At 61.2% G+C, this 12,939-nt stretch carries 15 protein-coding genes and 2 pseudogenes; 8 read left to right on the top strand and 9 right to left on the bottom strand.

Features of this window, described 5'->3' with window-relative positions; genetic code table 11:
* The 3 genes from E1B25_RS21080 to E1B25_RS21090 all read left to right on the top strand — a co-directional run.
* Nucleotides 1-671 (top strand): multicopper oxidase domain-containing protein (locus E1B25_RS21080; protein WP_165937716.1); only part of this gene is annotated, 671 nt, incomplete at its 5' end.
* Between the two features lie 50 nt (nucleotides 672-721).
* The gene (locus E1B25_RS21085; RefSeq protein ID WP_132831551.1) at nucleotides 722-1,447 is read left to right on the top strand and encodes a copper-binding protein; all 726 of its coding nucleotides are present in this window, start codon (nucleotides 722-724) and stop codon (nucleotides 1,445-1,447) included.
* Between the two features lie 100 nt (nucleotides 1,448-1,547).
* On the top strand, nucleotides 1,548-1,988 hold the full coding sequence (locus tag E1B25_RS21090) for a c-type cytochrome (protein WP_132831552.1): 441 nt from the start codon (nucleotides 1,548-1,550) through the stop codon (nucleotides 1,986-1,988).
* Between the two features lie 568 nt (nucleotides 1,989-2,556).
* On the opposite strand, the gene E1B25_RS21095 is transcribed toward E1B25_RS21090, so the two are convergent.
* Nucleotides 2,557-3,102, bottom strand: a complete 546-nt coding sequence (locus E1B25_RS21095) for a YaeQ family protein (RefSeq protein ID WP_132831553.1) — start codon at nucleotides 3,100-3,102, stop codon at nucleotides 2,557-2,559.
* 251 nt (nucleotides 3,103-3,353) lie between these two features.
* On the opposite strand from E1B25_RS21095, the pseudogene E1B25_RS22870 reads away from it, so the two are divergent.
* Nucleotides 3,354-3,449 (top strand): annotated as a pseudogene (locus E1B25_RS22870) (EamA family transporter); the annotation flags it as partial.
* Nucleotides 3,450-3,513: 64 nt separating this feature from the next.
* Here the strand turns inward: E1B25_RS22870 and E1B25_RS21100 are convergent.
* The 6 genes from E1B25_RS21100 to E1B25_RS21125 are packed head-to-tail and all read right to left on the bottom strand — an operon-like array spanning nucleotide 3,514 to nucleotide 8,430.
* On the bottom strand, nucleotides 3,514-3,753 hold the full coding sequence (locus E1B25_RS21100; protein ID WP_132831554.1) for an NnrT protein: 240 nt from the start codon (nucleotides 3,751-3,753) through the stop codon (nucleotides 3,514-3,516).
* Nucleotides 3,750-3,923 (bottom strand): protein NnrT, encoded by a 174-nt coding sequence (locus tag E1B25_RS21105; RefSeq protein ID WP_132831555.1) that lies wholly within the window; start codon nucleotides 3,921-3,923, stop codon nucleotides 3,750-3,752. Before E1B25_RS21105 ends, E1B25_RS21100 begins: the two co-directional genes overlap by 4 nt.
* Nucleotide 3,924: 1 nt before the next feature.
* Nucleotides 3,925-5,811, bottom strand: coding sequence for a nitric oxide reductase activation protein NorD (locus E1B25_RS21110; protein ID WP_132831556.1), 1,887 nt, complete (start codon nucleotides 5,809-5,811; stop codon nucleotides 3,925-3,927).
* Nucleotides 5,812-5,816: 5 nt separating this feature from the next.
* Nucleotides 5,817-6,611 (bottom strand): CbbQ/NirQ/NorQ/GpvN family protein, encoded by a 795-nt coding sequence (locus E1B25_RS21115; protein WP_132831557.1) that lies wholly within the window; start codon nucleotides 6,609-6,611, stop codon nucleotides 5,817-5,819.
* Nucleotide 6,612: 1 nt separating this feature from the next.
* Nucleotides 6,613-7,962 (bottom strand): cbb3-type cytochrome c oxidase subunit I, encoded by a 1,350-nt coding sequence (locus tag E1B25_RS21120; RefSeq protein ID WP_132831558.1) that lies wholly within the window; start codon nucleotides 7,960-7,962, stop codon nucleotides 6,613-6,615.
* A gap of 15 nt (nucleotides 7,963-7,977) precedes the next feature.
* Complete coding sequence (locus E1B25_RS21125; RefSeq protein WP_132831559.1) at nucleotides 7,978-8,430, bottom strand: c-type cytochrome; 453 nt, start codon at nucleotides 8,428-8,430, stop codon at nucleotides 7,978-7,980.
* A 118-nt stretch (nucleotides 8,431-8,548) separates the two neighbouring features.
* Between E1B25_RS21125 and E1B25_RS21130 the strand changes: the two genes are divergently transcribed.
* A complete protein-coding gene (locus tag E1B25_RS21130) occupies nucleotides 8,549-8,773 on the top strand; it encodes a DUF1858 domain-containing protein (protein ID WP_132831560.1) in 225 nt (74 codons plus the stop codon).
* A gap of 11 nt (nucleotides 8,774-8,784) precedes the next feature.
* Here the strand turns inward: E1B25_RS21130 and E1B25_RS21135 are convergent, their stop codons facing one another.
* Nucleotides 8,785-9,501 carry a Crp/Fnr family transcriptional regulator gene (locus E1B25_RS21135; protein WP_132831561.1) on the bottom strand — a complete coding sequence of 239 codons (717 nt, stop codon included), beginning with the start codon at nucleotides 9,499-9,501 and terminating at the stop codon, nucleotides 8,785-8,787.
* 160 nt (nucleotides 9,502-9,661) lie between these two features.
* Between E1B25_RS21135 and E1B25_RS21140 the strand changes: the two genes are divergently transcribed.
* The 3 genes from E1B25_RS21140 to E1B25_RS21150 are packed head-to-tail and all read left to right on the top strand — an operon-like array spanning nucleotide 9,662 to nucleotide 12,152.
* Nucleotides 9,662-10,093, top strand: coding sequence for a pseudoazurin (locus E1B25_RS21140; protein ID WP_132831562.1), 432 nt, complete (start codon nucleotides 9,662-9,664; stop codon nucleotides 10,091-10,093).
* A 56-nt stretch (nucleotides 10,094-10,149) separates the two neighbouring features.
* Nucleotides 10,150-11,385: a copper-containing nitrite reductase gene (gene nirK / locus E1B25_RS21145; protein ID WP_132831563.1), complete on the top strand. Its 1,236-nt coding sequence runs from the start codon at nucleotides 10,150-10,152 to the stop codon at nucleotides 11,383-11,385.
* Nucleotides 11,386-11,405: 20 nt separating this feature from the next.
* Nucleotides 11,406-12,152 (top strand): formylglycine-generating enzyme family protein, encoded by a 747-nt coding sequence (locus tag E1B25_RS21150; protein WP_245510811.1) that lies wholly within the window; start codon nucleotides 11,406-11,408, stop codon nucleotides 12,150-12,152.
* 110 nt (nucleotides 12,153-12,262) lie between these two features.
* Here E1B25_RS21150 and E1B25_RS22410 read toward each other — a convergent pair.
* A pseudogene (locus E1B25_RS22410) lies at nucleotides 12,263-12,379 on the bottom strand (4,5-DOPA-extradiol-dioxygenase); the annotation flags it as partial.
* Nucleotides 12,380-12,939: the final 560 nt, after the last annotated feature.

Genomic DNA, 12,939 nt, shown 5'->3' on the forward strand with positions numbered 1-12,939 from the left:
ATCTCTGGACCTGGAACAGCCGGATTTTTCCCGACATCGACCCACTGGTCGTGAACAAGGGCGACAAAGTGCGCGTGCGCGTCGGCAACCTGACGATGACAAACCACCCGATCCACATGCACGGCTATGACTTCAAGGTCACCTGCACCGACGGAGGTTGGGTGCCAGAGGCAGCGCAATGGCCCGAGGTCAGCGTCGACATTCCTGTGGGGGCGATGCGCGCCTATGAGTTCACGGCCGACCATCTGGGTGACTGGGCGATCCATTGTCACAAGTCGCACCACACAATGAACGCGATGGGTCACGATGTGCCCACCTTCATCGGCGTCAACAAGAAGCCTCTGACCCAGAAAATACGTCAGTTCCAGCCCGAATATATGCCGATGGGCACCGCGGGCATGGCCGACATGGGCAGGATGGAAATGCCTCTGCCCGACAACACCGTCGCGATGATGACCGGCTGGGGGCCTTATGGCCCTATCGAAATGGGCGGCATGTTTTCGGTTGTGAAGGTGCGCGACGGCATCGATGCGGACGATTACTCCGATCCCGGCTGGTATGAGAACCCTCCGGGCGAGCAGGCCTATGAGTGGACCGGTGAGTTGCCGGAGTTCGCCTCCAACAACAGCCCCAAAACCATCCTTACCCCGAAGCCAAAGTCGAACGGCTGATTGGCCCTTGGAGCCAATTTCCCAATCAGAAAATCATAGGAAAAACACGGATGAAAAACCTTCTTTTGACAACCATTCTGGCAGTCACACTTTCCACACCGGCCTTCTCATCGGGCACCCACACGGGCGGACATGATGACGCTCATGCGGACGAACATGCCGGGATGATGATCGGCATGCCGGGTGATCCCACCAAGGTGGGCCGCACGATCGACGTCGCCATGCGAGAAACCGATGACGGTGAGATGATCTTCGAACCTACCTCGCTTGAGGTCGAACTCGGCGAGACCATCCGTTTCAACGTCGTGAACAAGGGCGAGTTGGAGCATGAATTCGTGATCGACACGATGGAGGGCAATGCCGAGCACGGGAAAATGATGGCGAAGATGGATATGGAGCACGATGACCCCAACTCTATCCGTCTTGATGAAGGTGGGTCTGGCGAGGTGATCTGGACCTTCTCCAATGCCGGCACCTTCGAGTTCGCCTGCCTGATCCCGGGTCACTACGAATCCGGCATGCACGGGGCGATCACCGTGGGCAAAAAGATGACACCGGCAGATGTCGAATACACCACCGGCAAGATCAAGAAGATCGACGCCAAGGCCGGCAAGGTGACCATCATTCACGGCCCGCTGGTCAACCTTGATATGCCCGCGATGACAATGGTGTTTCGCGCCGACAAGGCGACGGTCGCGCGGATGTCAGAAGGTCAGGAGATCGAGTTTGTCGCTGACCGCGTCAAGGGCAAGCTGACCGTGACATCCTTGAAGTGACCCCCCTTTTGGGGCGCTGATGCATGTCGGCGCCCCTTCGGGCACGACCAAGAAGATGATGCCCGATCACTGAAAAACTGAAGACAAAGGAATGAGACGGATGAAACGGGGTACAATATCGCTGGCTGTGATCGCGTTGGTTGCAGGGGCATGGTATGTCCTGCAGTGGGCCGAAACGCCCATGAGGACCAGCAGCGCGAACACCGCGGTCCTGCGGGGTGATGCGATGGTCGCTGTTGCGGTGCCTGCATCCCTTGATGATCAGGAACAGATCGGAAAGCGGGCCTTTGATACGGTTTGCGCCGCCTGCCACGGTGCAAATGCGCAGGGCAAGCAGGGTGTTGCCCCCCCATTGGTGCATAGGATTTACGAACCCAACCACCATGGCGACATGGCATTCGTGCTGGCCGCAAAGAACGGTGTTCGGGCCCATCACTGGAAATTCGGCAATATGCCTCCGGTCAAGGGCGTCACCCAAGGTGACGTGCTCAACATTGTCGCTTATGTGCGCGCGCTCCAACGCGAAAACGGCATCCAATAACCAAACGAAATTATGGCACGGCTGTCCTCAACACGACGGGGTGCCTCGTAGCCTTCGGACTTCAAGGCTGCAATCGGCACTTGGAGTACGACTTGGCCTTACTCTTTCACTCCGCGCACCCAATTCTACGTTCAAGGCGAGGGGCGCGCATGCCTTCATGTAGGGAAGAGGACACCGCCACCGCGATTTCAGACGGTAAGGGGCAGGCACCCGGTCGTGGAAATTGCTGCGCCCGTCATGAATGGCTGCAATGCGAAAGCTGCAGCGCAACATCAGAATGACCGGTGGATGACCGCAAAGGGCCGAAAGCGAAAGACTTCCGAAAGTGGTGGGAACCGGCTCTTCTCTGCGCTGAACGCCAAGGTCGGGAGCGCTGCAGTTAGCGCCCTTTGCAAAGTCGTAATCACCCTGCTGGGCCGTTCGACATGGACGGCGCAAAGCTGCCGTTGGTCACAGGACTCGGCGCTGTGGTGCAGCTTTCCCGATGCAGACATTGGCGAGTCACATCTGAACGAGGTGGTCCCCACCGGGCAAACCAAACCCGTCTTTGCGGCGGGCTTGGGGGGGCTTACGCAGCACCCTTCCATTTGACAGGGGTGACGTAAACGATGCTGTCATCAACACTGACCATCACATCGCCGTCCTGAATATTGACCTGGAGCTTCATCGCGCGGCTTGCCAGTTTTGCCAGTGCGGCGGTGTCGGCCTCAGAGAAATTTATCACCTGAAGATTGTCAAAACGGGTGGTGCTGTTCTTGACCTTGTCCCACCACATCTCGGCCGTCCTGCCGCCATAGGGATAGACCATCACCTTGTCGGCTTTGCCACAGGATTGACGCATCACCTTCTCGCTTGGAAGTCCCAAGGCCACCCAAACATCAAGCTCTCCGCTCAGGCTTTTCTGCCAAATGTCCGGCTCGTCATCCGTTGAAAGACCCTTGGTCATTTCCAGATGCTCATGGGCATTGAGCGCAAAGGCGAGAAGGCGCACCATCAGCCGCTCATCCGTCTCTGAGGGATGCTTGGCCACGGTCAGTTTATGGGTCTCGTAATAGTGACGATCCATGTCGCAGACCGAGAGTTCAACTTTATAAATGGTGGCATTTTGCGCCATGATCTGCCCCAATTCTTCAAAGACTGCGATGCGTACCCCCTCTGGCGAACTTTGGAAAGCGGATACAAACGCAACGCAAAATGGGGGCGAAGAGGTGATGCCATTTGTGTGACCTCACGGCGCGGCATGTTTGGTCCTTTTCAGGCTAACGCGCTCATCGCTGCGCCTGAGGCGGGGCAACACAAGTCAGGCGGGACACCTGTGGTTCCGAGCAATGCGGCATAACCGTCTCAAAGCAATGGAGTCACAGGGCTTCCGGCCCATTGCGGAGCCGTAAGTGGCAACCGCCTGTTTCGGCCCTAAACTTCGCCGCTTGGCAGCTGACGGCGGGCGGCCTGATCATCGTCTTCGCCGGCGGTTTCTCGACCCTCTACGTTTCAGGGGCCTTGAACGTCGCGGGGGAGGTGCCTCTCAGTCTGAGGGCCGCGCGTCGGCGATGTCCATCAGCTGGCGGATATGGCGGGCGAAGGCCCAGGTCGCCGGACCCCCGATCACGCAGCCCAACGCAAAGGACCAGAGCGTTGACAAGACCGGCCCGCCGACCCAGCTGAGGATCAACGCGGCAAAGAACACGTTGACGCCCATGGCCCCCGCCCCCAACGGGTAAAGCGCAAGCGTGATCCGGGCCGTCGACCAGCCACGCGCCCTCATCGCCGGGACACCAGCCGCTGGACGGCGACCATTGCCACGATCAGCGCGATGCAGGCCATGGCATACCAGAATTCGGCGGTGGCGGATTGCGCCTGCGGGATCGGGCGGTCGAATGTCTCGGCCCATGCAGGGGCGGCAAGAAGGACGAAAAAGCAGCTGAGTTTGCGCATGTCAGGTCTCCTGTGTGAGTCTGCGATAGATGTCGGGCAAGGCACGGGTCAGCCGTTCGGGGTCGGGCAACAGGGTAAAGCCTCCGCGCCCGAAAATGCGCGGGAACCAATCCTGCCCGTCTTCGTCGATAATGACGCCATGCAGGCTTAGCCCGGAAAGCCGGGCTTCGCGAACCGCCATGTGGCTGTCTTCGATGCCGTGCTGGCCTTCGTAATGGTCCAGATCGTTTGGCTTGCCATCGGTCAGCACGATCAACAGCTTGCGCGCCGAAGGTTCTGCCGCCAGTTGCGCAGTGACATGGCGGATGGCGGCCCCAAGCCTTGTGTAATGGCCGGGTTTCAACGCGCCGATATTGGCGGTGATCGCGGCGTTCATGGGGACCTCGAACTCTTTGCACCGTGTCAGGAACACACGGTCTCTGCGCAGCGAGGAAAAGCCCCAGATGCCCAGCCTGTCGCCGGCGGCGTCGATGCCTGCGGCCAGGGCTGCCATGGTTTCGCGGGCGACCTCGATCACCGAGGTGTCGCCAATGGCCGCCTCGGTCGAGCGCGAGGTGTCGATCAGGAAGGCAACCGACAGGTCACGTTCGGTTTGCCGCGCGCTTTGCCAGATCCGGTCTGACCCGCGCCCGGTGGCGATCAGGTCGGCCCGGGCGGTCAGCAGCGCGTCAAGATCCAGTTCGGAGCCGTCCACCTGACGGGGCTGAAGGATACGACGCGGGCGCAGCGCCTCGAATTGTCGGCGCACCTCGCGGATGCGGCGCTCATCGGCGCGGTAGGGCTGGGCGCTGTCGGGCTGCGCGGGCGCATCCAGCACCCGGCAATGGTCGTCCATGTAGCTGCGGGAGCGGTGGTTCCATTCGGGATAGGTATGTTCCCCGGCCAACGCCTCGTGGTCGGCGTCCGCCGGCGACAGGTCAAGGTGCAGGCGCAGGCGTGTGGCCGCCTTGCGATCATGTTTCGACAGGGTGATGGTGTCCTGATCGTCGGCGGCTTTTTGGGCGTTTTCGTCGTCGTCATCGTCGACGCTGCGATTGATGTTCATCGACTCGACCCAGGACAGGATCGATTCAAACCGGTGGATGATGAAGCTGTCCTTGCGGTTCTGCTGATCCTGATCCTTGCGCGCGCCCAGCTTGCGGCTGGTCAGCGCGGCACTGGGGGGCGGCGCTGCGGGGTCTGCCTGTTCCTCTGTCGCGGCCGAGCCCGTCGCTGGGCTGGCAAAACGCAGCCAGATCGGCACCGGGGCAAAGGGTTTGTAGCCGCGCGGCGCGGCCTCGGTCGCCATGCTTGGCGTGCCGCCGCACAGTTGGTCGCGGATCGCGGTTTCAAAGACAGCTTCTTGCGCCGGGCGCATCAGGTCGGGGCGTGCGGCGGCGCATAACCGCGCCATTTCAACGTATTCCTTCTGCAGGCCGGGGCACAGCGCATAGGCGGCATCGGCGGCTGCGGCATTGGCCCGGATCTGCGCACCATCCAGCACCGGGCCTTCGCCGCTCAGATCAAGGTCCGAGGGGGTGCTGGCGGCGGCCAGAGCCGTGAGCCAGAAATAGGCGGCGCGGTTCAGCCGCGTTTCGGGGAAGACGGCGATGAGGGGCGGCAGCGACAGTCTTTCGCCATCATACTGGGCCACCCATTCGCGATCCTGTTCCGCGCCCAGCTTGCGGCGCAGCGGCTGGCGGTGACGGGTGACAGTCGGCGCTGCCTCGGTCAGTTCGACCCCGGCAGCGCCGCCCAGCGCGCGAAACAGCATCGCCAGGCTTTGGCGAACCGACGCGAGGGGAACGCCCGCCTGCGGATAGGTGACACCCTCGCCGATCCCGCTGGCCATGTCGTGCCAGAGGTTTCCAACGGTCTCTTCGGGCTCCATGAGATCGGAAAGGCGCATCTGTTTCACCCGTAGATTGTCGAGATCAGGTCGCGCAGCGCCACACCCACGTCGGGTTCATCGCTGAGCGGCTGCACGATGGCGGCCTCAAGTGCCTGGTTGATTCCCATGCCCCCGGCCATCAGCGTGGCGGCATAGATCAGAAGTCGGGTCGAAACGCCTTCTTCCAGATCCATCCCCGACAGCGACCTGATCCGACCCGCAAGGCGCACCAAAGGGGCGACGCGCCCCGGCTCCAGCCCGCTTTCGCGCGCCACGACGGCGATTTCCGCCGCTTCGCCCGGAAAGTCGAAGGCGATCGACAGGAAACGCTGCCGCGTCGAAGGTTTCAGCCGTTTCAGGACGTTCTGGTAGCCGGGATTGTACGAGGCAACGAGCATGAACCCCTTGGGCGCGACCAGTTCTTCCCCCGTGCGGTCGATCATCAGCGTGCGCCGCGTGTCGGTGAGCGGGTGCAGTACCACGGTCACGTCCTTGCGGGCCTCGACGACCTCATCAAGATAGCAGATGCCGCCCTCGCGCACCGCGCGGGTCAGCGGCCCATCGACCCAGACGGTCTCGCCGCCTTTCAACAGGTAGCGCCCGATCAGGTCTGCCGCCGACAGGTCGTCATGGCACGCCACGGTATAAAGCGGCTTGTTCAGCCGCGCCGCCATATGCTCGACAAAGCGGGTTTTGCCGCAGCCGGTTGGCCCCTTCAGAAGAAGGGGCAAACCGTTGGTATAGGCCGTCTCGAACAGCGCGCATTCCTCGGCCGCAGGCTGATAGAACGGCAGGGTCGGCGTGTTTTGCATGTTCATTTCAGCCTCCGATCACTGGGTTGGCCGCACCGGGGGTGATGACCTCGCGTTTGCGCACCACCAGCAGCGAGTAGATGAAGAGCAGCGCACCGATCACGACCGCAGCCCCCGCGCCAAAGCGCATCATGTAGAACAGTGACAGCCCGTCTTGCACCTCCATGTAGTAGTCGCCCACCACGCGCTGCATGTGCGTCTGGATGGTGCCGGCAAAGGTCAGCACGAAGGTCATGAAGGCCATGCCGCCGGTCATCAGCCAGAAAGACACCATGTTGAGCACCTGATTATAAGGCGCGCGTCCGCGCAGCATCGGCATCGCGTAGGTGAAGATCGCGAGGTTCAGCGCCACATAGGCCCCGTAGAAGGACAGGTGCCCGTGGGCCGCGGTGATCTGCGTGCCGTGGCTGTAGAAGTTGACGCCGTGCAGGGTGTGCAGAAAGCCCCAGACGCCAGCGCCGAAGAAGGCCACCGTCGATGAGCCCAGCGACCACAAAAGCGCCGCCTTGTTGGGGTGGTTCTTGCGGCCCTTCCAGACCATGACAAAGGCGAAGGACATCATCAGGAAGAACGGGACCACCTCGAAGGTCGAGAAGATCGAGCCAAGCCACTGCCAATACCCCGGCAGACCAATCCAGTAGAAGTGGTGCCCGGTGCCGAGGATGCCGGAAAACAGCGCCGTGGCGACGATGACGTACAGCCACTTCTCGACCACCTCGCGGTCCACGCCGGTCAGTTTCAGCAGCAGGAAGGCAAGGATCGCGGCCATCACCAGTTCCCAGGTCGCCTCGACCCAGAGGTGGACGACGAACCACCAGTACATCTTGTCCAGCGACAGGTTCTCGGGGTTGATGAAGGCAAAGACCCAGAGCAGCGACAGCAGCCACAGCCCCATCAGCAACACGTTGGTGATCGCCGTCTTCTTGCCCGCCAGTACGGTCATCGAGATGTTGAACAGGAAGATCAGCGCGGCGACGAGAATGCCGAACTTGACCCAGAGCGGCTGTTCAAGGAATTCGCGCCCGCCGTGGATGCCGACAAGATACGATCCGACCGCCCCCAACGTGCCAACGACGAGGAGGATGAGTTGCAGATAGGCCAGCTTGACCGAGTAGAGCTCGCGTTCTGATTCCTCTGGAACCAGAAAATAGGCCGCCCCGAAGAAGCCCAGCAGCAGCCAGACGATCAGCGCGTTGGTGTGGATCATGCGGATGATGTTGAACGGCAGAAGCTCTGACAGGAAGTTGGGTGAGACATAGATCCAGCCTGCGAGCAGACCGCCCAGCACCTGGATGCCGAACAGGCCCATCGCGCAGACGAAATAGGCCAGCGCCACCTTTTGTGATTGGTATTTCATGTGTTGTGTCCCTTCTTAGCCGGCATCTTTGGGCGGCCAGCCCTGCGTGTCGGTCTGGTCGGCCCAGCGCAGGAATTCGGCCAGCCCGCGCATCTCTTCTTCGGTGATTTCGAAATGAGGCATCTGGCGGCGGCCCTCGATGCCCGAGGGCTGCGCGCTCATCCAGCCGTCAAGGATCTCGTAGGCGCCTTCGGAGTCGTCTTGCACGCCCCAACGGGTCATGACGTTGCCGAGCTCGGGCGCGAAATAGGCGCCTTCGCCGTGCAGCGTGTGGCAGTTGATGCAGGAATGCCGCTCCCACACGCGCTTGCCCAGCACCACCTCTTCGGACAGCGGCATACCGGCGGTTGATGTCGTTACCACGTAGCGGTGGCTTTGCACGGTCAACGCAATGAAGACGACCACGAAGAAGATCGACCCCCCGTAGAAAACGTTGCGCGCCCGTGACTTGGTCAGGAATTCAGCCATGTCCGGCCTCCATGTCATTCAGGTCGGTCACGCTTAGCGCGCTCCAGAATGCCAAAGTTTGCGCTAGAACAACGTTTGAGACGGAAAGGTGTGGATCATATTCATGAAAGGATATGCCATGCGCGGACCACGCTTTGATGACCCCGATCTGCCCTTGTCAGATCTGATGACCCTTTGGCCCCAGACGGTGCATGTGTTCCTGTATCACCGGATGCTGTGCGTCGGGTGCCTGATCGCGCCGTTTCATACGATCACGGACGCCTGCGTCGAATATCACCTTGATCAGGATGCTTTTACTTCCGAGCTACGTCAGGCGATCGAGGAAAACCGGGGCGCGCCCTGAGGTGGCAAGTCTTACCCTTGGCTCAGGAGAACCAGCGCGTGCGGGTCGCAGACCTTGATCCGCTTGCGTTTGCTTTCCACCACACCCAATTTCTCCCACCCGCTCAGCAGGCGGCTTGCGGTGTGCAGTGTCGTCGCGGTCAGTTCGGACAGATCCTGACGGGTGATCGGGAAATCGATCTCGATCCCGCCATCGACCTTGCGGCCGGTCTGGTTGACCAATCGCAACAGCGCATTCGCCACCCGTTGTTCGACCTGCTGGGTCGCCATCTCGACGACCCGGTTGTTCATCTCGCCAACGCGGTGACCGACGGTCTTGTAGGTCTCGGTGGCAAAGCCGCTGTATTCGGTTACAAAGGTGTCCCACAGCCGCGTCGGCCAGCTCAGCACGATGGATTCCGTCGCCGTCACGGCTGTCGCGGGATAGGTGTCACGACCAAGCGCCTTGGCGATGCCCAAAAGCTGCCCCGAGGGAATATGCAGCGCCGTGACCTGTTCGCCGGTCGAGGTCACGCGCATGACGCGCACGTAGCCGTCCAGCAGCATGAAAAACCGGTCGGCAGGATCGGCCTCGTCAAAGATATGCGCTCCAGCGGCGTATCTGCGCGAACTGGCCTGATCCAGAATCGTGCGAATCTGGTGCCGCTCCAGCTGCGAAAACGGCGGCAGATGCGTCAACAGGCTTTCATCCAGCCGAGGCAGCGTTTTACGGGGGGCTTCCTGATTCATGGGGCGGGTTCTGCCACATCGCAAGCCCCTGCGCCAGTTCAACGGCATCCGCTGCGCCGCGATACATGTAGTGTGCTCAAAGGTTGTGCCAGCGCAAAATACTTTTTTTGAAAAGGGATAGATTCAGGATCAAGAGATCACATTGAAAAAGGACGATCCGATGATCCGCACTGCCACAACCGCCTTTGCTTTTGCTGCCCTGATGGCGGGCGCCGCTTTCGCCGAAACTTATGAGGTTCAGATGCTGAACAAGGGGTCTGACAACGCCCGCATGGTGTTCGAGCCCGCCTTTGTTCAAGCCGCACCTGGCGACACAATCAAGTTCGTCGCCACCGACAAGGGCCACAACGCCGAAACCGTCAAGGGCATGATCCCCGAAGGCGCCGAGAAATTCGGCGGCAAGATCAACCATGACTTCGAGGTGACGCTGGATGTCGAGGGCGTCTATGCCGTGATGTGCAAACCGCACTATGCCATGGGCATGGTGATGACCATCGCCGTTGGCGACGTGGACACGCCCGCCGGCTTTCTTGAAGGCCGCGTGCCGAAAAAGGCGAAAGAACGCTTTCAGGCGCAGCTCGATAATCTTTGACCCAGGTACAAGGCGTGCGGGCCAGATGCCCGCCGTCCTTTCCCCAGGAGACGACCATGACCAAATTCATCAATCCCGGCCTTGTTAAAACCAGCCGCCGCAATGTGCTGCGGGGCACTGTTCTTGCCGGTGCCGCAGCGATGACCGGCGCGAGTGCGATCGCAGCCACCCGCGCCCCGGCTACCCGCACCCTGACTATCCCGCACAAGGCGAACGCCGCCTCTGCCAAGCTGTACAAAGCCGCCGCCAAGATCGACGCAGACAGCACCGCAAAGCCCGCGGATTTGACCGGCTATACCCGCGTGCGTCAGGACCTGGTCGCCCCGCCCTTTGCCCCCGCGCATGAGCAGGTGGCGACCGGCGGTCCGAAGATCATCGAGATCACGATGGAAACCGAGGAACGCCTGATCGTTGTCGACGAGGACACCGGCGCGTCGGTCTGGGCGCTGACCTATAACGGCTCGGTTCCCGGCCCGCTGATCATCTGCCACGAGGGCGACATGATCGAGCTGACCCTGCGCAACCCCGAAGACAGCACGATGGAGCACAACATCGACTTTCACGCCTCGACCGGGGCGCTGGGCGGCGGCGGTCTGACCCACGTCTATCCGGGGGAAGAAACCGTGCTGCGCTGGAAGGCGACCAAGCCGGGCTGCTTTACCTATCACTGCGCACCGGGTGGGGCGATGATCCCCTACCACGTGACCCACGGCATGAACGGCGCTGTCATGGTGCTGCCCCGCGACGGTCTGAAAGACAAGGACGGCAATGCGCTGCGCTATGACAAGATCGCCTATATCGGCGAGCAGGATTTCTATCTGCCCAAGGATGAAAACGGCGACTTCATAGCCTACGAGGCCGCCGGAGACGATTATGCCGACAGTCTGGAGGCGATGCGTACGCTGACCCCGACCCACTCGGTCTTTAACGGGGCCGTGGGCGCGCTGACGGGCGAAGGTGCGCTTAAGTTCAAGGTCGGTGAGACGGTTCTGATGATCCACAATCAGTCCAACCGCGACAGCCGTCCACACCTGATCGGGGGGCACGGCAACTTTGTCTGGGAAACCTCGTTCAGCGATCTGCCGATGACCGGTCTGGAAACCTGGTTCGTGCGCGGCGGCACCGCGGTGGCGGCGATGTACACCTTCGAGCAGCCGGGCGTTTACGCCTATGTGAACCACAACCTGATCGAAGCGGCGCTTCTGGGCGCCACCGCGCACTTTATCGTCGAGGGCCCGTGGGACAACAATCTGATGGAACAGGTCGTCGCCCCCAGATCCTTTTCCGCCTGACATAGAACCGAGTAAAGACCATGACCGTTGCCACAGATTTCACCTTCAAACTGATGCCCTTTCGTCTGGCGGCGGCGGTTGTGGCCTTGCTCGTTGTCGGGGGCGCGCTGTTTTTGCGCGGCCCCGACCCCATCACACATCCGCTCCCCGTCATGGCGCAGCGACCGGTTATCCTGCCGGATGCCAGCGCGCTATATGTGCAACGCAACGAGGTCACCGTTGCCGAATGGAACATCTGCCATGTCGAGGGCAGCTGTACGCTGCACCTGCGGGCGCGGGCCGATCTGGACCCTGCGACCACCCCCGCCACCGGGTTAAGCTATGTCGACGTGAGCGAATATCTGACTTGGATCAACGCGGTCACGGGGCATGACTTTCGTCTGCCGACTGCGTCAGAGTGGGAGTTCATGGCGCAATCGGTCTTGCCCGACGCCCCCGATCCGATTTTCACCGATCCCTCACTGACCTGGGCCTCTGCCTATCTCACCGAAGGTCTCGCGCCGCGCGCGCTCAAACCGCAGGGCAGCTTTTCCGTTTCGCCGGAAGGGATCGCCGATCTGGACGGTAGCGTCTGGGAATGGACGCAGGACTGTTATGCCGGGGCCGATGAGGGCATCAGTGCAGCCCGCTGTCCTGCCTTTTTTGTCGGCGGAGAACATATCGCCGCGATGTCTTTCCTTGTGCGCGATCCGGCCAGAGGCGGCTGTGCCGTCGGCACGCCCCCCGCCCATCTTGGCATGCGCCTCGTGTCCGACGAAAGGGTATGAGGCGCCCGCGATCTTTGTAATCAGCGTCCGGAGGCCCTCGTATGCGCCAGCCCCGCCCGGGTCCTGAGCCGGAAGCCCGACGGCTGCCAACCTTCCCCCTGCCGTGTGCCTCAGGCCGCGTGGAACACGAACGAGCGCATCGACACCGAACCGAGATTGATGGTCTCGGTCATGAAGGTCAGATCGTCCTTCTTGTGCGAGGCACCTGCAATCGTAAGCGCCGGCAGACAGCGGCCCAGATCGGTCCAGGCACGACTGTAGTCTGTGTCTTTGATCGTATTCATCGGACTCCCGTGGCCGAGGAAGACCAGGGGCATCCGCTCGGACCGGCCAAGGCTTTCCTTTCGTCGGGGTATGACGACGTCGGCGGCCGTGGCGTTCAGGGTCGAAAATTCACCAAACGGACTTTCAGATAGGTCACACTTTGGCAGAAGGTCCTTCTGCCTTTGAATACTGCCCTGCGCTTTGGCCTGAGCCGTAGAAATGGCTGCGTCCCTTGGTGATATGGGCGGCAATCCAAACGCTTTTACTCTCGCCTAGGTGATAGCGACATGGAAAAGAGCATCCTTGCGTGTTCATAAAATGGAACTGGGGCAGCTTCCAAAGGCAGCCCCAGTCCGTCACTTGGATCAGAATCTTAGAACCCGATTTTGATCTTCTCGAACTTGACCTGCCCCCCGCTGGTCCCTCGTTCATAACGAGAGTCTGCAGGTTGGATTTTGGTAGCGGGGTTCGTCGCCCTGGGCAAGCGCGCCGGGCGCGGAGCCTTCAAATTGCTCAAGCGCCC

It is taken from the genome of Antarcticimicrobium sediminis (genome assembly GCF_004348975.1).
In the GTDB taxonomy this organism is placed as follows: domain Bacteria; phylum Pseudomonadota; class Alphaproteobacteria; order Rhodobacterales; family Rhodobacteraceae; genus Antarcticimicrobium; species Antarcticimicrobium sediminis.

Bases quoted from the DNA above. Each gene is read 5' to 3' on its own strand.
- E1B25_RS21150 (WP_245510811.1), top strand. From the start codon at position 11,406: ATGACCGTTGCCACAGATTTCACCTTCAAACTGATGCCCTTTCGTCTG.
- E1B25_RS21120 (WP_132831558.1), bottom strand. From the start codon at position 7,962: ATGAAATACCAATCACAAAAGGTGGCGCTGGCCTATTTCGTCTGCGCG.
- E1B25_RS21095 (WP_132831553.1), bottom strand. From the start codon at position 3,102: ATGGCGCAAAATGCCACCATTTATAAAGTTGAACTCTCGGTCTGCGAC.
- E1B25_RS21085 (WP_132831551.1), top strand. From the start codon at position 722: ATGAAAAACCTTCTTTTGACAACCATTCTGGCAGTCACACTTTCCACA.
- E1B25_RS21135 (WP_132831561.1), bottom strand. From the start codon at position 9,501: ATGAATCAGGAAGCCCCCCGTAAAACGCTGCCTCGGCTGGATGAAAGC.
- E1B25_RS21125 (WP_132831559.1), bottom strand. From the start codon at position 8,430: ATGGCTGAATTCCTGACCAAGTCACGGGCGCGCAACGTTTTCTACGGG.
- E1B25_RS21105 (WP_132831555.1), bottom strand. From the start codon at position 3,923: ATGCGCAAACTCAGCTGCTTTTTCGTCCTTCTTGCCGCCCCTGCATGG.
- nirK (WP_132831563.1), top strand. From the start codon at position 10,150: ATGACCAAATTCATCAATCCCGGCCTTGTTAAAACCAGCCGCCGCAAT.
- E1B25_RS21115 (WP_132831557.1), bottom strand. From the start codon at position 6,611: ATGAACATGCAAAACACGCCGACCCTGCCGTTCTATCAGCCTGCGGCC.
- E1B25_RS21090 (WP_132831552.1), top strand. From the start codon at position 1,548: ATGAAACGGGGTACAATATCGCTGGCTGTGATCGCGTTGGTTGCAGGG.
- E1B25_RS21100 (WP_132831554.1), bottom strand. From the start codon at position 3,753: ATGAGGGCGCGTGGCTGGTCGACGGCCCGGATCACGCTTGCGCTTTAC.
- E1B25_RS21110 (WP_132831556.1), bottom strand. From the start codon at position 5,811: ATGCGCCTTTCCGATCTCATGGAGCCCGAAGAGACCGTTGGAAACCTC.
- E1B25_RS21140 (WP_132831562.1), top strand. From the start codon at position 9,662: ATGATCCGCACTGCCACAACCGCCTTTGCTTTTGCTGCCCTGATGGCG.
- E1B25_RS21130 (WP_132831560.1), top strand. From the start codon at position 8,549: ATGCGCGGACCACGCTTTGATGACCCCGATCTGCCCTTGTCAGATCTG.